At 39.5% G+C, this 22,474-nt stretch carries 15 protein-coding genes; 3 read left to right on the top strand and 12 right to left on the bottom strand.

The genetic code is table 11. The annotated features are described in order from the left end of the window. Positions 1 to 212 precede the first annotated feature (212 nt). Entirely contained in the window at positions 213 to 1,469 is a 1,257-nt protein-coding gene (locus tag IEE83_RS21710; protein WP_194122593.1) for a cation:proton antiporter, read from the top strand. A gap of 14 nt (positions 1,470 to 1,483) precedes the next feature. Here the strand turns inward: IEE83_RS21710 and IEE83_RS21705 are convergent, their stop codons facing one another. From IEE83_RS21705 to rpe, 12 genes are all read right to left on the bottom strand, one after another. Next, positions 1,484 to 2,509, bottom strand: coding sequence for a hypothetical protein (locus IEE83_RS21705; protein WP_194122592.1), 1,026 nt, complete (start codon positions 2,507 to 2,509; stop codon positions 1,484 to 1,486). Between the two features lie 2 nt (positions 2,510 to 2,511). Continuing rightward, complete coding sequence (locus IEE83_RS21700; protein WP_194122591.1) at positions 2,512 to 5,199, bottom strand: hypothetical protein; 2,688 nt, start codon at positions 5,197 to 5,199, stop codon at positions 2,512 to 2,514. Positions 5,200 to 5,294: 95 nt separating this feature from the next. Further along, positions 5,295 to 6,038 carry a glycosyltransferase family 2 protein gene (locus IEE83_RS21695; RefSeq protein WP_194122590.1) on the bottom strand — a complete coding sequence of 248 codons (744 nt, stop codon included), beginning with the start codon at positions 6,036 to 6,038 and terminating at the stop codon, positions 5,295 to 5,297. Between the two features lie 76 nt (positions 6,039 to 6,114). Then, positions 6,115 to 7,218 carry an acyltransferase family protein gene (locus IEE83_RS21690; protein ID WP_194122589.1) on the bottom strand — a complete coding sequence of 368 codons (1,104 nt, stop codon included), beginning with the start codon at positions 7,216 to 7,218 and terminating at the stop codon, positions 6,115 to 6,117. Position 7,219: 1 nt separating this feature from the next. Then, positions 7,220 to 8,914 carry a hypothetical protein gene (locus IEE83_RS21685; RefSeq protein ID WP_194122588.1) on the bottom strand — a complete coding sequence of 565 codons (1,695 nt, stop codon included), beginning with the start codon at positions 8,912 to 8,914 and terminating at the stop codon, positions 7,220 to 7,222. Continuing rightward, on the bottom strand, positions 8,911 to 9,831 hold the full coding sequence (locus tag IEE83_RS21680; protein ID WP_194122587.1) for a transketolase family protein: 921 nt from the start codon (positions 9,829 to 9,831) through the stop codon (positions 8,911 to 8,913). The genes IEE83_RS21685 and IEE83_RS21680 overlap by 4 nt, the downstream gene beginning before the upstream one ends. After that, positions 9,828 to 11,822 carry an NAD-dependent epimerase/dehydratase family protein gene (locus IEE83_RS21675; RefSeq protein ID WP_194122586.1) on the bottom strand — a complete coding sequence of 665 codons (1,995 nt, stop codon included), beginning with the start codon at positions 11,820 to 11,822 and terminating at the stop codon, positions 9,828 to 9,830. The genes IEE83_RS21680 and IEE83_RS21675 overlap by 4 nt, the downstream gene beginning before the upstream one ends. Further along, positions 11,815 to 12,642 carry a transketolase gene (locus IEE83_RS21670; RefSeq protein WP_194122585.1) on the bottom strand — a complete coding sequence of 276 codons (828 nt, stop codon included), beginning with the start codon at positions 12,640 to 12,642 and terminating at the stop codon, positions 11,815 to 11,817. Before IEE83_RS21670 ends, IEE83_RS21675 begins: the two co-directional genes overlap by 8 nt. 121 nt (positions 12,643 to 12,763) lie before the next feature. After that, positions 12,764 to 14,629: a glycosyltransferase family 39 protein gene (locus IEE83_RS21665; protein ID WP_194122584.1), complete on the bottom strand. Its 1,866-nt coding sequence runs from the start codon at positions 14,627 to 14,629 to the stop codon at positions 12,764 to 12,766. 59 nt (positions 14,630 to 14,688) lie between these two features. Next, on the bottom strand, positions 14,689 to 16,743 hold the full coding sequence (locus tag IEE83_RS21660) for an OmpA family protein (RefSeq protein ID WP_228101924.1): 2,055 nt from the start codon (positions 16,741 to 16,743) through the stop codon (positions 14,689 to 14,691). A gap of 157 nt (positions 16,744 to 16,900) precedes the next feature. Continuing rightward, entirely contained in the window at positions 16,901 to 18,178 is a 1,278-nt protein-coding gene (locus IEE83_RS21655; RefSeq protein ID WP_194122583.1) for an apiosidase-like domain-containing protein, read from the bottom strand. Positions 18,179 to 18,267: 89 nt separating this feature from the next. After that, a complete protein-coding gene (rpe, locus tag IEE83_RS21650; protein WP_194122582.1) occupies positions 18,268 to 18,915 on the bottom strand; it encodes a ribulose-phosphate 3-epimerase in 648 nt (215 codons plus the stop codon). A gap of 229 nt (positions 18,916 to 19,144) precedes the next feature. Between rpe and ligA the strand changes: the two genes are divergently transcribed. Together ligA and dapA are read left to right on the top strand one after the other, a co-directional pair. Further along, positions 19,145 to 21,232, top strand: a complete 2,088-nt coding sequence (gene ligA, locus IEE83_RS21645; RefSeq protein ID WP_194122581.1) for an NAD-dependent DNA ligase LigA — start codon at positions 19,145 to 19,147, stop codon at positions 21,230 to 21,232. 62 nt (positions 21,233 to 21,294) lie between these two features. Continuing rightward, positions 21,295 to 22,185, top strand: a complete 891-nt coding sequence (dapA, locus tag IEE83_RS21640) for a 4-hydroxy-tetrahydrodipicolinate synthase (RefSeq protein ID WP_194122580.1) — start codon at positions 21,295 to 21,297, stop codon at positions 22,183 to 22,185. The last annotated feature ends 289 nt before the right edge of the window (positions 22,186 to 22,474 follow it).

Below are 22,474 nucleotides of genomic sequence, written 5' to 3'. Positions count from 1 at the left end.
GTTGAATGTCTGGTAAATATATTAATTAATGTTGCTGAAAGTGTACCTGAATCTATTTAGCGGCAATTTTTTAGTACAATAATTAGTCCAAAACCATGTTGGTTTTGACTTTTTCCAATTATTAGAATACACTTAGAGTTTGGTTTTAAGCCCGATAAAATTTTTATGGCTGCTCTTAATTTTTTATTTTAGCCAGTCTAAAAAATATTTTCATGGAGTTATACTATTCATTTTCTGTATTAATTGTCATATCTGCTGTCTTTGCCTATCTCAATGCGCGTTTCCTGAAATTGCCTGCTTCTATCGGTGTTATGGTCATTGCGTTAATGGTTTCTTTGGGTTTATTGGCAACTGATAATATATTCCCACATACCTTTGACAGGATCACAACGCTGCTAAATAGCATCGACCTGACTGAAATTTTGATGGGTGCGATGCTTAATTTCCTTCTTTTCGCAGGTGCTATTCATATACATTTGGAAGATTTAAAGGAGCAGCGAATACCCGTTATGGTTTTCTCAACGGTCAGTGTGGTGATTTCTACTTTTGCAATTGGTTTCATGATGTATGAAATTCTTCCATGGCTTGGATTAGGAATTCCATTTGTTCAATGTCTGGTTTTTGGAGCACTCATTTCACCAACAGATCCTATTGCGGTTTTAGGAATTTTGAAACAGGCGGGCGTTCCGAAATCACTTGAAACAAAAATTGCTGGAGAGTCGCTTTTTAATGATGGGATGGCCGTTGTGGTTTTCATCATCATGCTCGCTTTGGCAAGAGGTGAGGAGGTCAATACTTCATTTGTTGGTATATCAACGCTTCTGGCCAAAGAAGCCTTAGGAGGAATTTTATTGGGCGTCGTGCTGGGATTCATCGGCTCACATGCCAACAATAGAGTGGATGGCTATAATGTGCACGTATTGATCACACTCGCGATTGTCATGGGTGGACATTTGGCAGCAGAAGCCATGCACATGTCAGGTCCGCTTGCAATGGTGGCCGCTGGTTTGATGATTGGTAATTACGGGAAAAATCTGGGAAATATTACAGCAACAGAACAGGATTACCTTGACAAATTCTGGGAGCTGATTGATGAAATCCTGAACGCGCTTTTGTTCCTGATTATAGGTTTTGAATTATTGCTGATCCCGGATTTGAAACAATATGGCGTGATTGGTGCAATCACAATTGCTGTCGTTCTATTCGCCCGGTTTATTTCGATTTATATTCCAGTAAGAATTATCCCTTTTCAAAAACGTTTTGGGAAACAATCGATCATAATTCTCGTTTGGGGAGGCTTGCGTGGTGGCGTTTCTATCGCACTGGCTTTATCGATTGATGATGACCTGAACAAGAATTTGCTTTTGGCAATTACTTATTTTGTCGTTCTCTTTTCAATTATTGTACAAGGACTTACGGTAGGAAAGCTGACAGGGAAAATCGATGAAGTAGAAAATGAGATGATTTAAAAGTAAATCAGGAACTAAATACTTTCCTGGGTTACTTTTTTTATAAGTTCATTCGTTTTGTGCAGCCATATATCCTGAGCCTGGCACGTCCAGTGCGAGTCGCCTCTGAGATATGCTTTTTCCTTCATTTTTCTAAAATCAGAAAGCACATCAATGTGAGGAATGTCAAGTTTTGGATTGGAATAAACGCGGCTGATCAGATTATTATAAGCACCATATTCCGGCATCAGGACAGAAACCTTGTTAGGAATGACTGATAAAAGAACATGATCAAAACCCAGTTTCTGAGCTAATTCTCTACTTTTTGACAAATTAGTAACGATCGAATCCACTTCTGAATCTTCCAGATCAGTAAAAGAAGATGTGATTTGTGGCGTGTCCGTGTCGAGGTAATAAACTACATTTTTGTCATTATTTACCAGCGTCACTTTTTTATCAGCTCTGTGAAAAAAGTGATAAGTAAATGCCGCTTTCATTTCTTTTAATTTCAACAAAATGTCATTTTGAAAAAAGACAGCATCGAGTCTTCCTTCTGTTCCGTCAGATGAAAATGCAAGGTCGAGCTTATTCATAAATGACGGTTCAGGTCCTTTCAAAACATAAGTTTCATAATCAGGAACCAGATTATGAATCGGTGAAATCATCTTTTCCCGAAAATGCCTTTCAACACTTTCAAGCAACAAAATATTGATTGCAGAAGTATCGGTTTTCAAATGCAGAATATTATCCCAGTGCACATATTGATACTGATCTACCGCAAAATCCTCTTTTTCAATTCTTTCCTTTTCGGTAAAGCTGTCGCCGATGATGTACAAATGAATTTTTTTTGAGCCATTATTTTTCTCAACAAAAATCTGTTTTGGACACTTTTTAACGGGATCTTTAAATTGTGGAAGGTTTGACAAACGATACAAATCTCCAAAACGGTAACCGTCTTCGGTCAGCTTCCATTCATCCAGTTTTGTCTTTAATGAAGGACTCAATCCAACAAGCCAGACAAAAGAAAAAAGTATTAAAAATATGTATTTCAAAGATTTCATAATCAACGCAGCTTAATCGACCAGACTTGTACTTTCTTTTCAGACCGACTGAAAATCAGTAATTTATAATAAGATGGAAGATAAGTTAACTGTACTTTCATTTCGGAAGGAATCGGTTTATCCCCGAGTCTTTTTCCGGTCATATCAAAAATCGTCGTATAATTTCCAGACCTGATCGTGATAAAACGATTGTCTACACCAAAGAAATGATACTGAATATTGGAATTTGGTAACAGGTTTTTAATTTCGAAAAGCTCTTTTCCTTCCTTGGTCAGAAACGCCGCTTTGTTGGATGAAGTCCTGATCAGAATCCAGTCCAGAGAATTTCTGTCAAACAAAGTTTTGAACTCGCAGGAAGGTTCCGGACGCAATAACTGGGTTTGGGAAGTTATTTTTCCATCCATGTTAATTCTTGTCAAAGCTCCATAAACACTAATCCCAACCAGTTCCGACTGGCCAGTTGTTGGATTTTGCGTCCAGGTAAACGGACTTTCTGTTCGTGCAAGAATATCCGCGGGAAAACCATCTTTTACTGCTCCTGTGGTTTTTAAAAGGTAGATTTTTCCGTTTTTCTGAGTGACAATATAATTTCGGTTTCCAATTTGATTCAAAGCAATAACAGGTCCCTGAATATTATCAAAATGCGTTGAACGATTCAATTTTCTGATCGCCTTGGTCACACTTTCCCAAATGTAAAGCTCACCGTAAGCATCTGTTACGATAAACCGGTTACTGCCATCTTCTCCGCCATCAATCATATTCAGCGCCGTAATTCTGGCTGCGGACGGTAGCGCTTTTGAGAAACTGGTAATCACATGTGTCGAATCATCTTCGTCAACAGCATAAACAGCGCTTGAAGTGGCAAAAATTCTTTGCTGCCTGCCAATGTTCAGAAAATCAACTTTGTAGGCTGACGTGACAATCGGGCCATTCAATTTTGTTATTGTCTCTGTTTTTCCTGTTTTTAAATTATTAACCCGAAGCAGATTGTTGTCTTTGTCGGTGAGTAAAACCTCCGAACTTCCGTCAATTGGATTTTGTAAAGCGGTTAACGACGAATCATACAAAATAGGCCATTCCACATCAATATTTAGAAAAGTACGGTTAAGCACTTTATTTGCAGTTTGTCTTTTCTTTGGATTCAGGGTGATTTCGGGATAAGCATCACCGCCCTCATAACGGCATCGGAGAATAACAGATTCAATTTTGGAAGTCAGATCCGTATATGATTTTGTATCAGAACCTTCTCCACGGGATTGTGCTTTTCTCAAATTTACAACCAGTGAAAGCTGAGCATCCGATTTACTGCTCGTCAAAACGCTGTCATATTCTGCCGATTGTTTCCAGGTTAGCTGATTTTCATAATCAACAATATAATTTTGCAATACCTGAGAATTATTGCTCATCACCAGATAAGGCGCGACATATGTTATATAAGTGCGCGGAAATCCGGAAAACATCGGTCCATAAATACCCGCAGGCAATTCCGGAATCGCTACGGAATAAATATCATATCCCTGAAATTGATCGGTCGAAACATTGGATTCCGGAGTAGAAAGTCGGGCCAGTTTTTTTAGAACGGGTCTTAATTTATCATAATTAGAAAATTCTGCCAGAATTATCTTTCCGTCACTGATGCTGTTGTTTTCTTCAAGTTGGCAAAGAATAATCTCCGAACCGAGATTATCTAAAAGTAAATTACTTTCATTTCCGATATGATAAACAAGCTTTTCCCAAGCTTCTGATTTTAGTTTTTTGTGCCACTTCAAAAACCGTTTCTGAAAATCAGGTTTGTCTTTTACACCAAATCTGTAAAAATAAGAAGTCTGCTGTGAGATATGTTTATGCCCTTTGAAAGGCGATCCCGTACTGTTTTTTAACCAGTCAGTAATATAATAATCCGGTGAATCTGTACCGGCAGAAATCATCTGAAGTTTATTCTCACTTCCGGTATTTTCTATATGAAAATCCTGGTAATCAGGAAATGCTTTGGCAAATTCCGCAAAATTCTTGCTTTGATTATTGGTTGGAATAATCGATCTCCATGCCTCATTTTTCAAATACAAACTGGTTCCATAATTGGAATCATCACTTTTTGAAAATGTAGATTTAAGGTTTGAACTTGGAATATGCAGTGAAGAAGTCCGCACTACATCTTCAATCAAATCGCCATAGTAACTTAAAATCAGAAACTTATCCTTGATAACATACGAAAATAATGGCCTTGAATGTGTGTCATTGATATCCGTAATTCTGTTATCCTGAAAAGTATGATGCATCACACGGATATTGTCATGATGCGGATTTTCAAGCCATTTGGAATCCTTTTCTTCCTCAACGGGGATGTACATAATCACGCCCCATTCGGTATTGGTCCTGGGATGATAGGAATAGGAAATATTCTTTCCTTTGAGAAAAGTATTTAATTTTTTCTGATCCGGCGAAAGTAAGTTTAGAAGCGATAAATTGTCGCTGGCTATATCAAGCAAAGGCAATCTTTTCAGATCAAGATTTGCATCCGTACCTTCATAAACCGAATCCTGTAAGTGCTCGCTGGTTATAACGACAACCGCATTGGAAGGAATATATTTCCAGGCAGCCGACGAACCGCGAAATGATTTATATAGAAAATATCCTGCCGGAACCAGAATAATGGCCAGCAGGATAGTAATGATTCGTTTTTTCGACACGGGCTTATTGAGTAAGCAGTTTCAGGCAAAAAACTTACAGGAAACTGTGTTATTTTTAAATATAAAAATACTCAGTATGAGCTGTTTCTCTTTTGTTAAGCACGGATCGCTTTCACGTGCTGGTTCAGTTCCAGACGGAAGCGTAACAATTCTTTGAAACTGCGGATACAAACTTTCCACAGGTTCCATTTTACGATTGAAACCTCTCCGGTTTCTCGGTCTTTATGTGTAATTGGAATATCGAATAATTCCTGACCTGATTTTTTTGCCATAACCGAAAGAAAAATATTCGGTGCGAATGGTTCAGGATTAGGAAGCTGGTTCATCAATTTTTGAAGAAACGTACCTTTAATCAAACGGAAAGGAATGTTGCTGTCAAGAATGTAAGTTCCGTAAACGAAGGAAATCGTGCTTCTCAGGAACTTGGTAATGAATAAACGAACACCGGCGTCGTGACGTACTTCACGGTAGCCTAAAATAAATTCAGACTGATGTCTTTTTTCCCAAAGCTTGTCAAAATCATCGGAAACAAACTGATCATCACTATCTGTCTGGAAAACATATTGAGAATTTAATTCCAGCGCTTTACGGTAACCGTTTACAACTGCGTTGCCGTGACCACCATTTTTCTGATTCACAACGGTAAGATTGGTTACTTCTTTTTCAAGTTTATCCAAAAGTACTTTTGTATTATCCTTAGAGCCATCATTGATGACGATCAGTGTGGTATTGTCGTTTGGGAATTTATTTTTCAGGAAACTTGTCCAGTTGTGTACTACTTTTTCGATACAATCTTGTTCATTGTATGCTGGCATTACTATACTAAGAAGGAACGTCATGCAGAAAATTATTTGGTATGTTGATGCAAAATTAAGGAAAAAAGCCTGTATCCGAAAATTGGATATTTTTTATTGACTAAGCGTAACGATCTTTTAACGAATTAATTGGTTTTTCGAAGCAATACCAGGATATGGTTGCTACGATAACTGTCAGTAACGAAAACAAGCATGCCTCGAAAGTGAGATTACCTTCCAGAGAAGGAAAATGCTGGTAAATTTTATGGATTAATCGCACTGTCGGATGGTTTGGACCGCTGTGGTAATGATTGTAAATAAAGTTGTGATACAGATAAATACCATAGCTGATCTTTCCCAAATAAACGCTGATAGGGTTTTCAAGAAAATATTTCATTGCCCCACCGTATCCTGTCACTGCCCGTCCAATAAGGAAAAAGCTGAAAATAGAAGAAACAAGACGGTCGAATACGACATCAACAATATTATGAATTTCTCCGAAGCTTTTATTCCAGTATTGCATTAAAATCCAACCTAAAAGCCCTAACAGAACCGGCCAGGTTTTATCAAAAAGTTTCAGGAAAATATCTTTTTTGTAAAGCTGTAACCAGGCCATTAGTCCACCAAGAGCAAAAGAATCCAGACAGGCGGGCATTGTAACGTAGGAGACACTCCAGTCTTTTCCTGAAAAATAAAAATAGAAACGAAGCAAAACGCCAACAACACCCATGACTGCTAGCCAGGGAATCAGGTTCTTTTTCGAAACAAAAAATATCAGAAACGGGAAGAACAAATAAACCTGTTCTTCTACCGCAAGCGACCATAAATGATCACAAGATCCAAGCCAGGTTTGATAAATGCCGATGTATAAATTGGTACCATAAAGTGCCAGCCAGGCAAATTTCTCACGAACCGGCGGAACATTGAGAATAAATAAAATCGCAAGCAAAAGGTAGTAAATCGGGAAAATCCGTATGGTTCTACGGATCAAAAACTTACGGATGTATTTCTTGAATCCATCAGGTTCAGTTACATAATGTTCTTTGCTTTTAAGCAGAATTCTTGAAATCAGAAAACCACTCAAAACAAAAAATATCGTTACACCCAGTTTTCCGAAAGGGATAATATTAACGGCTGAAAAAAAATGGTCAATAAGTACGAGGGCAACTGCTATAAAGCGGATTCCGTCCAGTTGAATGATATGTCCCTTTGCAGTTGCGTGCATGTTACCAGTTTACTTTTACTTTATTTTGAGTTACGTTGTCCACAGAAATCTTGTCGTCTTTAAACAAAATACCTGTTTCATCACCTTGCTGACGAATAATTGCGACTTTGTATTGACCCTTTTCAAGAGAAGAAAAAGGAATATCCGCATAAAATCCAGGCGCGAAATAATATTGTTTCAGAAATAGTTCTTTCCGGTTATTGTTCCGGCTTCTGTGCGTTGGAAAAACATAATAACGTTTGTCAGAGCTTAACAAAACATAAATTCCGCTATCCTGAAGACGCTGACTTGTGAAGCCGGTATTTTGTACCAATAAAGATTTTGGTGTTTTTTCAAAGGATATTCCTGCGTACAATTCTGTCAGTGCACGGGAATTTCCTGCATATCCTTGTCTGTCTGAAATGGCAATTAATGGCAGCCATTTTTCGTAAAATATTGGTGTTTTTTCAACAATGTTGGCTGCGAAAGAAGTGTCGGCAGGCGCTTTTAAATCTTTATTTGTATAAGTCCAATTGAATTGGCTTGTCGTTAAATCTTTTCGCAAATTAAATGCATCGACCAAATGATAATGATAGCTGAAAACATTAAAAGTGATTGCCAGAAAAACGATTGCCGTAATATATGGTGATAAAAAACTGCCACGAATTGGAATAACTACATACAGATAAGCAACCATTAAAAGCAGTACAGAATAAATTTTATACCGACTCGTAATTAAACCTTCCAGGCCAAAACCAGCGCGGCTATATACCACGATCACCGCAGTTCCTAAAATAAACAGTATCGTTCCAAGGCAAAACAGATCCGTAATCCGTTCAAATTTTACAGCATATTTTTTTGTTGAAATCCTGAAAAGTGTAGTCGAAGCAATGGAAATCGCGACGAGGAATAAAAATATTCCCATAAAAACGCAGGCTCCGAAATGATCTTTTACAGGAATCGATTCTGCAAAAGAACCCAGAAATGCCATATATCCTTTTGCCAACTGGAAAAGCGAAGCTTTTGAAGCAGGATTCGATTCCGGTTTAGTATAAGTCCAGAAATAAGCCAGAATTCCTGCCAAACTTACAAAACACCAGGCAGCTAAACGTTTACGATCACCGGAAAGGAAAAGCATTACTGCGCCAACCGGGAAAACCAGTAAACCATTTCCACTCGTTGAAATGGTCAGAAGCGCCAGAATTAAAGATAAAAAGAACAAAAATGGCTTGGAATGAACACACAAATAGAGTGTCCAGAGCAGCAAAGTGATGACGCCAAAGTTCTGAATTGCAGCCATTCCCCAGTACATATTTTCCCAAAAAGCAAGTGTAAGCCAGATGAAAGAAATCGGTACAAGCGCGAATAAAGGCTTTTTGTTATTTTTTAAAAGTACATACCAAAGCGGAATTATTCCAAGCAACAACAGATTTCCGATCAGCATCAGATGCCTGTAATTCAACTTGCCGAAAGTTGAAAAATCCAGCCAGGCGAAAAACCGGTCTAATGCAATTCGGTGTTCGTTGTGCTGTTTGAAAATGGCTTTGAATTTTCCCTGCCAGGTTCCGGCATGGGCATATTCGACGATAAAGGCTTTTAACGCATGGTCATCCCATTTCGGAATGTTGATGGCATAGTAATCCCACACATAAAAATAAACTCCTATGGGAATAAAAATGATCAGGCTTACCAGCAGCGTTAAAGCCCCCTTACTCATGCAGGTATTATTAATTGATGAATATGGGCTGTCAGAGAAGCCGGATCCAGTTCCGAAAGTTTCTGGTGGTAGGCCTGGCTTCCGTACAACCGGTTAGGATATCCTTCTGCCTTCAAACTTTTGAAAGAACTCATTTTAACACCTCTTTCCAAAAGCTGCACTGAAAGCTGCTGCGCAAGTCCACCAGTTCCGACGTGCTCTTCGGCTACAAGAATGGCAGGTGCTTTTTCAATCAACTGGACGATATCATTTGTAAGTTCCAACGGAAAATGTAATGCGTTGATCACATTTACTTTCGAAGCAAGTTCTCCTGATTGACCCAATGAAGTCATCACGTTATTGGCAATGGGGCCAAGCGCGAAGATTGTAATTTCCGGAGAATCTCCCTGATGAATAACTTTAAAGGAACCGGAAGAATAAGAATTTTCAGGTGCATTTTGCCCAAAACCCAAACGCAGATAAGCTGGACGGGAATCAGAAACGATTTGTCTGATAACAGGTTCTACTTCGTCAGCAAAAGCCGGTACCCAGACATTTGCATTTTGTAAACCACTCAAACAGGCAATATCTTCCAGCGTATGATGGCTGCTGCCCATAATTCCATAACCGTATCCGCCACCATTTCCAACCAGAAAAACCGGAAGATTATGGAAGCAAACGTCATTACGGAATTGTTCCAGACAGCGGTAAACGATGAATGGAGCGATGCTGTAACAAAAAACTTTATATCCTTTATGTGCAAAACCAGCTGCCACACCGACCATATTTTGTTCGGCAACACCTGCATTTATAAATCTTTTTCCCAGCTTGCCCTGTAAAGTTTCCAGTGCGGCATATCCAAGATCACCGGTGATGAAAACGATAGAATCGTCTTCCGATGCCAGTTGTAACATGGTGGCTGCAAATTCTTTTCTCATTTTCTTAACTGTTTTACCAATGTCCTGATCTCGTCCGCCGTTTTATACGATTTTGAACCTCGTCTGATACGCGTACGAATATATTTTGGCCGTTTTTTTGTCTCTTCGAAAATCTTGGTGATGTATTCTCCCAAAAACGAAATTCCCAGAATGGTCAATCCGCCGAAGAAAACGATCAGTACAATAACCGTACTAATGCCTTGCGGCGTTTCCGGGAAGAAAAATAGTTTCGCCAGAATCTGCCAGATAATTCCTAAAATGGATAATCCTGTCAACGTAAAACCAGCGTAACTCATCAATTCTAATGGTGCGAAACTGAAAGAAAAAATCGCTTTTTTCGCCCACCAGATATTTTTCGTCCAGTTATTTGTTGAGACTCCGAACATACGCTCCGGTCTCACATAAGGAACTCCCGTTTGTTTGAAACCAACCCAGGCGCGCAATCCGCGAAGGAATTGTTCTGTTTCCGGTAAGTCAACCAGTTCTTTCACCACTTTTCTGTCGATCATGGAGAAATCGCCGGCGTCACGGGGGATCGGGATATAACTTAGTCCCTGGAATATTTTGTAAAATGTTTTATAGAAAAAGTGAATATGCGGTTTCATTTCACGCTGCACACGTACACCGTAAACTACATCATATCCTTCCATCCATTTTTCATAAAATGCAGGAATAATTTCCGGCGGATCCTGCAAATCCCCATCCATTAAAACGACACAATCACCCGTAGCAATCTCCATTCCACTTAAAAAAGCGGATTGAGAACCGAAATTTCGCGAGTGACTGATACCAACTACATTCGGATCTTTATCACAAATTTTGTTAATCACTTCTTCCTGATTATCAGGCGAGTTGTCGTTAACAAAAATAATTTCGTAGCGTACTTTTAGGTCATTACAGGTTTTTACAATTCTTTCATACATGAATGGAATCGCCTGTGCATCTTTATAACAAGCAATAATTGCCGTGATAACCGGATTTAATTTTGGATTCAGGAAAGCCGGAAGTATCGAGTCTTCATATTTCAAAGCATCCTGCCAGTTTTTGGTTTTTGCCAATCCGTCTTCCAATGAAGTTTTTGCTTTCCAGCCAAAATCAGTTTCGAAAGCATCCGGATCACCATACCATTCTGCCAAATCCCATTTCCGGTTGGACATGCTTCCCCATTTCGGTTCTTGTGCGATACCAAAAGTTTTACGGGAAGTTTCAACCAAATCACCAATGGTCGTTTTTCTGCCTGTCGCAATGTTATATGATCTTCCGGCAGTGGCACTGGTTATTTTAAGTGCTGCATCCAAAAATGCCTCAACACAATCTTCAATAAAAACAAAATCTCGACTGATATCCGGTGAAACCAGCGAAGGAAGTTCGCCTTTTCTTACACTTTCAATCAATTTCGGAATAAGTCTGTCCGGCTCTTCCCAATATCCGTAAATCGAATAAAGTCGAAGATTCAGGGTTTTTAAATCCAGAACCTTTGCATAATATTCCAGCAAATAAGCCGCAGAAACTTTGGAAACTGCATAATGGCTATTCGGCTCAACACGGTCTGTTTCTTTTGGTGCTGTACAATTAAAACCGTACTCAGAACTGCTTCCTGCATGTATGTAAACCGTTTCTTTGGAACAATTTTGCAGAATATTTGCAGTGCCAATTACATTCGTTTCATAGGTAAGATTAACGCTGCTTTGTTTGCTGTAAGCGCCATAAGCGGCCAGGTTGAAAAGCGTTTGCGGTTTATATTTTTCAAAAACTTCCCGAACAGAATTGTCCGAAAGGATATCGCAGTGAATAATATTTTCAAACGGAACATTTAATAATTTTAACCGCCAGGCTTTGGTTGCGTCGTGGGTAAGTGCGTAACAATCTTTTCTGATTTTGTAGATATCGTTAAAAAGATTAGCACCGATAAAACCACTGGCTCCAAATACGAAAATCGGTCCTTTAAGTTGTTCTATTTTATCGCGGTAATGCGGTAAAGAATCAAGCATTGGTAAGTTCATTAATATAGCGTTCCGTTACTTCAAGACTGGCCTGTCGATATTGTTCTTCACTCATCGGCAAATAGTGCCATTCCATTTTATTTTCCATGTAAGAAACTCCTTTTCCCTTTACCGTATTGGCGATAATAGCTTTTGGAAGTCCGTTTTTATGGGTTTTTAATTCTTGTATAATCTGATGAATTGCATAAATATCGTGACCGTCAACTTCAACTGTTTCAAATCCGATCGCACGCCATTTTTCCGGTGAAGCCGTTTCGCCCAAAACTTTATCGGTAAAACCGAAACCCTGGATTCCGTTTTTATCAACAAACATAAAAAGATTATCAAGTTGATTGGCAATGGCATAATGCGCTGCTTCCCAGGTAGTGCCTTCATTTGTTTCTCCATCGGAAAGCAATGCAAAAGCGTAACTTTCTTCATCGCTCACTTTGGCTGCGTGGGCAATTCCGGTTGCAATCGGCAAGCCATGTCCTAACGAACCTGTCGCGAAAGGAATTCCTTTATATTGCCGTGGAGCAGGATGGGCAGGTAACGTTGTTCCGTCCTGATAAAAGGTAGAAAGTTCTTCGTCAGAAATTTCTCCAAGGACGTTTAAACAGGCGTAAAGCGCTGCGGCTGCGTGTCCTTTCGATAAAATAAAAGTATCTTCTTCAGATTTATTTAAAAACAGAATGGCGATCATCAGGTCGATGCAGCTTAATGAGCAGCCGATATGGCCGGCATTTGCCTGATGATAAAGTCCAAGGATTTTCAGCCGTAATTCACCACTGATTTGCCTTGGTTCATTTATTATTTCATTTACTGTCATGGCAGTTTGAATGTCGATGTTTGCGATGAAATCAAATACAAAGTAACGAGCAAAATTGTATTATTATGTCCGCAATATACAAAATCTTATTTGACGGTTTCGCCCGGAGAAGTCACTTCTGTTATTCAGATCCGTATCGAATACCTTTTAAGTTGATGATTTCCAGCGTATCTTTTTGAATATTTCTTTTAATTAATATTCTGTCGACCTGCGTTGTATCCATCGACTGAATATAATTTAAACTTTTTGGAAGGTATAAATTCGTAAGCTGTGCATCCTGGATTGAATAGGGCAGGAAAGTACGATCCATCTCCGATAAAATTTGAAGTTTGAAAGCCGGATACAAAATTGTATCGCCTTTTTGATATACTTCCTGGATCTTATGAGCGGCTTTTTCATAGGGATTGGCAACACGCGGTTTGGCAAATCCTCCATATTTTACAGAACGGTCTTCATAAAATTCCTTCAACCGTTGTCCGACAAAATAGAATTGAATAGCAAGAATAACGAAAATCAGATATTTGAATTCATCACGAATTTCAGAAATATATTGAAGCAGCAAACTGATCAATATAATGACATAAGGAAAAGAAAAACCTGAATAACGCTGCTGAATTCCGCTCGTATGGCCACCTTTAAATGCCATAACAATCAGGAATAAAGTGGGAATCAGCGCCATCATATAAAGCATTACCATTCGCTGACGTTGCAGCTTATCGGCATCTTTATAAATATCATACAGAAATGACAAAGCGAAAATCACAACGGAAAGAACACAAAACTGAATTTTGTTGCTTGTGTAAACCAAAGCACTCAATAGCACAATGACGTAGGGGATCCGCGGAACGATAAATTCATGAAGTTTTATCCTGTCTTTCAAACGGTACCAGACAATCAATAAAATGCCAACCAAAAGGGAAACGATAAAATTACGTTTCCCAACAAGCGATTCTGCCATTCCGTTGGTGAAAATAACCAGATCAGAGAACATTGGTAATGCCTTGTTATAAACATTAACAAATGTTGCCGGAACTACACCAAATGGATTGTTTCCAGGTTTCGTTTCGGCCATTCTCCGGTACAGATCAGCCTGATAACCCAGTGTATAAAAAGTATATTTTCCTCCTCCGTATAACAACCACCAAGTAACACCCGATAGAGCTGCAACAGCAGAAATTGCCATTTTTACCCAGCCACTAACCGATCTCAAATAGAAAAGCGCGTAAAGTCCATGCACTAATAATACAGAAATGGTCAGGAAATGGGAGAGAAGCCCTAATCCGGCAGCGAAAATATAGCCGATATATAGCCAGATACTATTTTTATTTCCTTTGCTTCCTTCAATGATTTGTAAAAAGAAATAAGTAGAAAGGAGTGTCAGGAAAAAGGTAAGAGAATAATTTCTGGCCTGATGGCTATACGCAATAAAAAATGGTTCAATGGCAACAATTCCAGCCGCAATTAATCCGGTATTTATTGAGAAAAAACGTTTTGCAAAAAGATAAGTAAATCCGATAATCAACACGCTAAAAGCTACTGAAAACAGCCTGGCTGAAAAATCGGAAATCCCGAAAATCTCCATCCAGATATGCAGCAGCAAATAGTAAAATGAGCTGTTTCCGATATCACTCCGGGTCATCGCCTCGTAATAATCCGCGAGTGATTTCGGTGCCCAGAATTCAGCAGGTGTAAAAGAACGGGGTGAAAATGTTTCAGTATAAGTAAAAGATCGTAAAACCGGCTGAGGCTTAAAACTTAAAGGAGGAGTTTTCCAGAATTCCGGAATAGTAACTTTTTTTGTCGAAAAAACTTCCTTCTGATTCGCACCTTCCAATACAATTCCCTGGCTGACAACCATCGTACTTTTTTCATCAAAAAAGATACTGTAAGAATCCAGATGATAAAGTCTGAGCCCGATACCGATGACAAGTATAACGGCAAGTGTAATCCAGGTTTGTAAACTTTCCTTCTTGTATGTGTGCACCATGTTTGATTGTCGGAAGTTAAAGCCGCGAAATTAAGGAAATTTCCTATGATTAGGCACTTTTACATTTTTAGAATCGTAAACTCAACGCGGCGGTTTTTCTGACGGGTCGCTTCGGTGAGGTTACTGGCAATCGGTTTGGCCGGTCCCCAGGCTTTGGTTTGAATTCTTGACGATCCTATTCCCTTGGTAACCAGATATTTTTTAACCTGTAAAACCCGGTCTTCCGAAAGTTTTACATTTTTCTTTACATCACCCTGGTTATCTGTATGCCCTTCCAGCAAAATTTCCATTTCCGGATATTGGTTCATGATTCCGATTATGCGGTCGAGTTCCTGAAAGGAGGTTGTAGTAATATCGGCACTGCTTTGGGTAAACATATTGTTAGCTAATCGAATCTGTTGTCCAGGTTTTACAGGTTGCAGATACAGATTTTTCCGAATTGTTCTAAATCCGGTTTCATCAATCAGATCGATATCTTCTGTTGTAGAAAAATAATCTTTCTGGCTTGCAGTAATTACGTACGCTTCTTTTAAAGGTAAAATCAGTTTGAATTCACCTGTTTCACCCTCATAGGTGGTTTTGCTGAATGTTTCTCCGGTTTTAAGAATTTTCGCTGTGATTTCCGCTTTGACAGGAGTTGTTGTTTCAAATTCAAAAACAGAACCCGTCACCGTTGCAACCGGATCTGGTTTGATGGACGGTGTAAGTCTGATCCTGAAAATATCATCTCCCAATGCATTACCATCCGAAACAAAATAGCCATAATCTCCCGCAGCAGGAATGTTAAAGTAGGAGTCCTGTTTGGCTGTATTAATCGTTGGGCCAAGATTTTCAGGTTTAGACCAATTGAGCCACGTATCGTCAAGCCGGCGGGATAAAAATATATCTCCTCCACCATAACCGCTTCTTCCTGACGAAGCGAAGTATAATGTTTTGTTGTCAAGAGCTAAAAATGGGGCGTATTCTTCACTTGCGCTATTTAATACCGTTCCCATATTTTTCGGCTCCGACCAGCTTTCATCTTCCTGAATGAACGAAACATAAAGATCTTTTTTCCCTTCCGTGTCATTACGCTGTATCGCCATGATTATTACATTTCCATGCGGCGAAACGGCATATCCGGAGAAATCATCACGGTTGTAAAAGTTTTGGATTTTCATCTCTTTCGGAAAACTCCAACCATTTTTTGTGTAAAATGATTTGGATAATCCGTTGACAAGCATGCCGCTCGGAAGATAAACATTAATAAGGTACAGTGTCTTTCCGTCTGCTGATATGCTTATAATCGCATTGTCGCCTGCTGTATTTACAGGAGGGCCAAGATTAACGGCTGGCGTCCATTTATTGCCTTTGTCCAATGTCGAAACCCAGGCGTCCTGTTTTGCAGCTGAACCCACATTTCCTTCGAAATCTGCTCTTGTAAAATACAACGTTCGTCCGTCGGCCGAGATGATTGGATTGATTTCCTGCCCTTTGGTATTAATTGCCTTGCCCAGATTTTCCTTTTTTTCATCTTTTAAAATTCCGGGAGCAATATTAATCAGCGCTTCTATGGGCTCTGATGCGGTAGAAATACCAATGGCATCAATCTGATTGAAACCTGCAACTTTGGCTGGGTCCAGAATTATTTTTATTGCATTGGCAATCAGGTTTTCCTGTTTGGGAAATATCCTGAGCATCCGCCCTTTGGCAGGAATCGGCGCTGCTTTTTCGTCATAAATCAGAAATTCTTTACCGGAATCATTGTAGGCATAAACCCTTGTTACTGATCCTGGGTTGAAATTTTCGGCAACGGCAACCTGTTTCAATGCGATTGATTTTTCAAAACCTACCTTAATCCACTCCTCATTTCTATTATCAGGAGTAGCAGGCGACCAGGCACAAAAACTATTTCCAAAATCCGGAAGTTTGTTAGGCTCTCCCAGTATTTGTTTGGAACGAAAACCCTGGCCGGAGTCATTATTTCTGTATTCTGAAGAGTAGCCAAGAACTTTATCTGCCCAAAGTACATGCTGAGCGAATGATTTTCCGCTCAACAAAAGAATCAGGGCAACATAAAAATTTAATTTTCTTCTCAAAAGGCTCATTCGGGGTGCACTTGCTTGTTGTGTCATTCTATTCTGTTGAGAAAATAATTGTACCTGACGGATGTGCACAATTATTTTCTCAACGGCTTTTTTTATATCAAATTGGGAGTCAATATTATAATAATAAAAGCGAATGACAAAAGTTAAATACTCTAAGGTGCATTCCGGAAAAGATAAGTTATTGCTAGTTTTTTGAACCTACGAGTAAAATCCAATCCCAATCTGCCTGGGGGTCTGGCGGCTCAATGGTTGCCAGTTCCGTTCGTTTTAGCGCCTTGCCTGACCACCGTCTTCCTGTACGAGGACTATACCAGACAGCGCTGAATTCTTCGCCGGTAAGTTGGGATAAGTCAATGCCAAAAGAACGGAAAGTTGGAATGTACATCATTACCATCCGTTTGTTCGTCAATGCAGAAACTGAAATCTCCGTGGTTTGCGTCGTGTCCTGAACCATTTTCAATGAAGCCGCAGGTTCCAGATAATCCCAGGGAAGTCCTTTCAGTATTTTGACAAGATACTTCATATATTCTCCGCCGTCCTTGGTAATATTGGTTTTCCAGGTCGGATTGAAATTCTTGATCGTACTCATATGGCAAAAACCGGCAGCAGAATTTAGCAAAGATTCATAAGCCTGTTTACGAATTAATGCTGACTGATCTTTGATTGGAAATTCTGAATTGGCGATCAAAAACGGACTTTTCATTGATTTTCCAATGTTCTTCTGCCAGGTTGCCAAAGCTGCATATTCTGAATCCGTCACCGTAGAATCAGGGACGAAAACTTTAAGATCCGTATGATTTTTTTTAAGGGAATCGGGAGGTGCGCAGGTTGATAGTGAAGCGACGAGTTTATTCTCAGAGCTTTTTTTTAGGCTTTCTGTAAGGGTTAGCGATAAGAAATCTTTCTGATTCTCTTCCTCACTAACGATCCAGAAAATATTGTTCAACTTGGAAAACCGTTTACCAATATATTCCCCAAAAGTACGACAGGCTTCTTCGCCCTGTGATTCAAAAATGACATTCCAGCTTTGTCGGGAAACCACCAGTCCTACGGCCAGATTACGTTCTTTTGCAGCCAAAACCACTTTTTCAATATAATCGAAATAGGTTTTGTTGGGATTTGTAATATCATTTTCACCCTGGAAGGGTGTAACCTTCTGGAAATTTTTCTGCGTGGGCAGTGACGGTAAAACGTGAATCAGGACGGTATTGAATGACTGCCCCTTTCGAATATCCAGATACTGGATGGCTTCGGGATAATCCAGTTTTCGCAGCAATTGCCAGGCCACATCAGCTACTACCAAAAACGGCGTGTCAGTCTGATCTGTTAGATGTTTTCCATCCGCACTGACTTTTAATGGATACTGGTAAGTTTGTGTTGATAAAACCGGTTTGTCTTCTGCGCTGGCTGCCATTTTAACATTAAAAAGCAAACTCACAGCCAAAAACATACGGATAATCATAAGTCCAGAATACTATTGAACCTCCTGCTAAAATTGGTTTTTGTGAAATAATAATTCATATAGAGCGGGTTATGGTTATGGGTTAAACATTAATTCTTTCGTAATTCAGCAATAGTTTCAAGCGGATTTGTCGAATTAAAAACAAAACTTCCCGCCACTAAAACATCGGCTCCGTTTTCAACGAGAAAACGTGCATTATCATTGTTTACCCCTCCATCAACTTCAATTTTAAAATCCAGCCCAAGCTCTTCGCGGATGCAATTCAGCTTGTAAATTTTACGGTAAGTATTTTCAATAAATTTCTGTCCGCCAAATCCCGGGTTTACCGACATGATCAAAACCTGAGAAAGATCCGGCAATATTTCGGACAACATTTCAACCGGTGTATGCGGATTAAGCGCTACACTTGGCAATACACCTAATTCCCTGATCAACTGAACGGTACGGTGTAAGTGCGGACAGGCCTCATAATGAACTGTGATGATGGAAGCCCCCGCTTTTTTGAAATTTTCAAGATAACGATCCGGCTGCTCAATCATCAAATGGACATCTAAAGGTTTAGTAGCATAGCGGTTTATCGCTTCGCAAACAGGAAACCCGAAAGATATATTAGGAACAAACATGCCGTCCATGATATCTACGTGTATGTAATCTGCTTCACTCGTATTCAACATTTCAACATCACGTTGCAGATTAGCAAAGTCGGCAGCTAGTATGGAAGGGGCAATCAGGGCCATAATGACAAGTCAGTAATTTATAAATCCGGACGAATTTAAAGAATTTCTGCTGTAAGATGAAAATAGAGGGCAAATTGAGCGGAAATCAAATAAAGACATAGAAATCTTACTTCTATTTTGAATGCATCAAAAAATAGAATAAACCGTAAATTTGTGCAAGAATGATAATAGCATGAATTAACATTTCATCAAAAATAATCCATTACCCAGCCGCTAGCCACCAAATATCATGAATCCGGAAGAACGCATTAACGAACTGATCGAACAGATTGACCATTATAATTTCCAATATTACCAGGAAAGCATTTCCGAGATTTCGGATTATGATTTTGATATTTTATTAAAAGAACTGGCCAAACTTGAAAATGAATTTCCGGAATTCAAAAGAAGCGATTCTCCGACGCAACGGGTAGGAGGTACGGTCACAAAAAATTTCAACGCTGTTTATCATCGGTATCCCATGTTGTCGCTCGACAATACATATAACGAGCAGGAACTCCGTGATTTTGATGAACGTGTTCGGAAAGGACTGGATGGAGAAGCTTACGAATACATTTGTGAATTAAAATTTGATGGAATTTCACTAAGTTTTACATACGAAAATGGTGTTTTAGTTCGAGGCGTGACACGTGGCGACGGAACGCGTGGTGATGAAATTACCAATAATGTTAAAACGATTAAATCGCTTCCTTTACGTGTAAAAGCCGACAAAGTTCCACCCATTTTTGAAATCCGCGGTGAAGGTTTTATGCCCTTACAATCTTTTCAAAAACTGAATGAAGATATGGAAGCGTTGGGCGTAAATCTTTACGCAAATCCAAGAAATGCGGCTTCCGGTTCTTTTAAATTACAGGATTCGGCAGAAACTGCGAGACGCGCGCTGGATTGTTATATCTATTCATTTTTAAGTGATGAAACGATTTTTGCAAGTCATGAAGAAAGTTTGCTTGCGCTAAAATCCTGGGGTTTTAATATTTCACCAGGCTGGAAAAAAGTGGATAACATTGATGATGTGATCGATTACATTCATGAATGGGAAGAAAAACGTGCGACACTTCCGCTTGCAACGGATGGAATTGTGATCAAAGTAAATTCTTTCGAACAACAGCGTGAACTTGGTTTCACGGCGAAAAGTCCGCGTTGGGCGATATCATTTAAATATAAAGCTGAGAATAAACCTGCGATTTTAAGATCGGTTAATTTTCAGGTTGGCAGAACAGGAAATGTCACACCCGTAGCCAATCTTTGCGCTGAAAGTGAACGAACTATACCTTATAATAAAGTAAAAGGTGTGCACTTATCCGGTACTTATGTGAAACGTGCTACACTTCACAATGCCAATGAAATGGAGCGTCTGGATATTCAACTGGGCGATACCGTTTTTGTTGAAAAAAGCGGAGAAATTATACCTAAGATCACAGGCGTTGATGTAAGTAAACGCGGATTATTCATAACTGAACCTATCGCTTTTCCTACCAATTGCCCGGAATGCGGTTCGCTTTTGGCAAGAAACGAAGGTGAAGTCGCATACTATTGCCCGAATGACAGTGCTTGTCCGCCGCAGCTAAAAGGCCGTATCGAACATTTCATTCACAGAAAAGCAATGAATATTGAAAGCTTGGGTGAAGGGAAAATTGAATTGCTTTTCGATACCCAACTGGTCAGAACGCCGGCGGATCTATATGACTTGACCTATGAAAAATTACTTGGTCTTGAAAAAAATATTGTCAACGAGGAAACCGGAAAATCGAAGAAGATAAGTTTCAGAGAAAAAACGGTGGAGAATATTTTGAAAGGACTGGAATTGTCAAAATCAGCTCCCTTTAAAAATGTTTTATTTGGTTTAGGAATTCGCTTTGTTGGCGCTACGGTGGCTGAAAAACTGGCTTCTTATTTCAAAAACATTACCGCGCTTCGTTCGGCGACATATGATGACCTGATCAATGTGCCTGAAATTGGCGGAAGAATTGCCCAAAGCGTAGTGGCGTATTTTTCTCTTCCCGAAAACCAATTGGTGATGGAGCGTTTGGAAAAGGCAGGTTTGCAAATGACAACAGACGACAAACCGGTTGAAATGGAAAGTAACCTATTGGAAGGCAAAACATTTGTGATTTCCGGAGTATTTGCAAATTTTGACCGCGACGAATTAAAACATAAAATCGAGTCCAACGCCGGAAGAGTTTTAAGCGGTGTTTCAGGGAAATTAAACTTCCTTTTGGCGGGTGATAATATGGGTCCGTCGAAGCTGGAAAAGGCAAGAAAACTGGGTGTTACGATTTTGTCAGAAGAAGAATTTTTAGGAATGATTGAGAAATGATGAAGGAAATTGAGTCAGGTAACTAACTTTGTGTTTTAAAATCAATAATTATATAAGAAATAATGCCATTGGACGAACGTTTCAAAGGAGTCGGAGCAGCGCTGATTACACCCTTTGATGAGCATCAGGAAATTGACTACGCTGGGTTAAGAAAGTTAATCGAATTCGTATCTGAGGGAGGCGTGGATTATCTGGTCGTGCAGGGCACAACCGGCGAATCGCCAACGATCTCGACAGAGGAAAAAAACGAAATTCTGGCTTTTTCAAAGAAGCATAACACAAAGGAACTTCCGATTGTGTATGGCTTGGGCGGAAATGATACCAGAGCAGTTTTGGAAACGATCCGAAAGACAGACCTTACTGGTGTGGATGCAATTTTATCTGTTTGTCCATATTACAATAAACCAACACAGGAAGGGATTATAGCGCATTTCACGGCCATTGCTGACGCGTCGCCGGTGCCGGTTTTATTGTACAATGTTCCTGGTCGCACGGTTATCAATATGAAAGCCGAAACGATCCTGAAACTTGCAGAACATCCGAACATTATTGGAATTAAAGATGCAGGTGGCAGTATCGAACAAAGCATGGAACTGGCTTCTTTCGCACCAAAAGATTTTCTTTTGCTTTCGGGTGATGATAATCTGGTAACAACGATGGTAAGTGTTGGCTGGCACGGCGTAATTTCTGTGATTGCAAATGCTTTTCCTCGTGAATTTACCGATTTAACATGGCATGCTTTGGAAGGAAATTTCAAAGATGCAGCGGCTTTGCAGCTGGCATTTCTGGAATTTGATACCTTGTTATATATTGAATCAAATCCGGTTGGAATTAAAAAATGCCTCGAAATTAAAGGTGTTTGTAGTTCAGAAGTACGTTTGCCGTTGTTGAAAGCATCTGCGCAATTGGGTGAAAAATTGGAAAAAGCGATGGTTAGGGAAGGGTTTATGTAAATCTCTTTTCTGGCCTTAATCGAGATTTTCTATAATACTGTCATCCATTCGGGATTGTTAATCCAGGGAGATTTTTTGATAGAATTATGTCACCCTTTCAGGGTTATCATCAGGCTTGAATTGATTTTTTTCTATAATAATGTCATCCCTTCGGGATTGTTTGCAAATAAAAATCAATGTGTATTTTTTGAATACAATGACTGCATAATATTGAGATGTAACCCCGAAGGGGGTGGCAGTATTGTAGAAAAGCCAAATTTATCAACACTCCAAAACCCTGAAAGGGTGA

Source organism: Dyadobacter subterraneus (assembly GCF_015221875.1).
Lineage (GTDB): Bacteria > Bacteroidota > Bacteroidia > Cytophagales > Spirosomataceae > Dyadobacter > Dyadobacter subterraneus.
Note: the sequence above shows the minus strand (reverse complement) of the source record. Positions and strands in the feature narration are given on the sequence as shown.

What these genes read in the sequence shown, in the direction of transcription:
- rpe (WP_194122582.1), bottom strand. Translation starts at nt 18,915, where the DNA reads ATGGCCCTGATTGCCCCTTCCATACTAGCTGCCGACTTTGCTAATCTG.
- IEE83_RS21685 (WP_194122588.1), bottom strand. Translation starts at nt 8,914, where the DNA reads ATGAGTAAGGGGGCTTTAACGCTGCTGGTAAGCCTGATCATTTTTATT.
- IEE83_RS21690 (WP_194122589.1), bottom strand. Translation starts at nt 7,218, where the DNA reads ATGCACGCAACTGCAAAGGGACATATCATTCAACTGGACGGAATCCGC.
- IEE83_RS21710 (WP_194122593.1), top strand. Translation starts at nt 213, where the DNA reads ATGGAGTTATACTATTCATTTTCTGTATTAATTGTCATATCTGCTGTC.
- IEE83_RS21655 (WP_194122583.1), bottom strand. Translation starts at nt 18,178, where the DNA reads ATGATTATCCGTATGTTTTTGGCTGTGAGTTTGCTTTTTAATGTTAAA.
- dapA (WP_194122580.1), top strand. Translation starts at nt 21,295, where the DNA reads ATGCCATTGGACGAACGTTTCAAAGGAGTCGGAGCAGCGCTGATTACA.
- IEE83_RS21670 (WP_194122585.1), bottom strand. Translation starts at nt 12,642, where the DNA reads ATGACAGTAAATGAAATAATAAATGAACCAAGGCAAATCAGTGGTGAA.
- IEE83_RS21675 (WP_194122586.1), bottom strand. Translation starts at nt 11,822, where the DNA reads ATGCTTGATTCTTTACCGCATTACCGCGATAAAATAGAACAACTTAAA.
- IEE83_RS21680 (WP_194122587.1), bottom strand. Translation starts at nt 9,831, where the DNA reads ATGAGAAAAGAATTTGCAGCCACCATGTTACAACTGGCATCGGAAGAC.
- IEE83_RS21695 (WP_194122590.1), bottom strand. Translation starts at nt 6,038, where the DNA reads ATGACGTTCCTTCTTAGTATAGTAATGCCAGCATACAATGAACAAGAT.
- IEE83_RS21660 (WP_228101924.1), bottom strand. Translation starts at nt 16,743, where the DNA reads ATGACACAACAAGCAAGTGCACCCCGAATGAGCCTTTTGAGAAGAAAA.
- IEE83_RS21665 (WP_194122584.1), bottom strand. Translation starts at nt 14,629, where the DNA reads ATGGTGCACACATACAAGAAGGAAAGTTTACAAACCTGGATTACACTT.
- IEE83_RS21705 (WP_194122592.1), bottom strand. Translation starts at nt 2,509, where the DNA reads ATGAAATCTTTGAAATACATATTTTTAATACTTTTTTCTTTTGTCTGG.
- ligA (WP_194122581.1), top strand. Translation starts at nt 19,145, where the DNA reads ATGAATCCGGAAGAACGCATTAACGAACTGATCGAACAGATTGACCAT.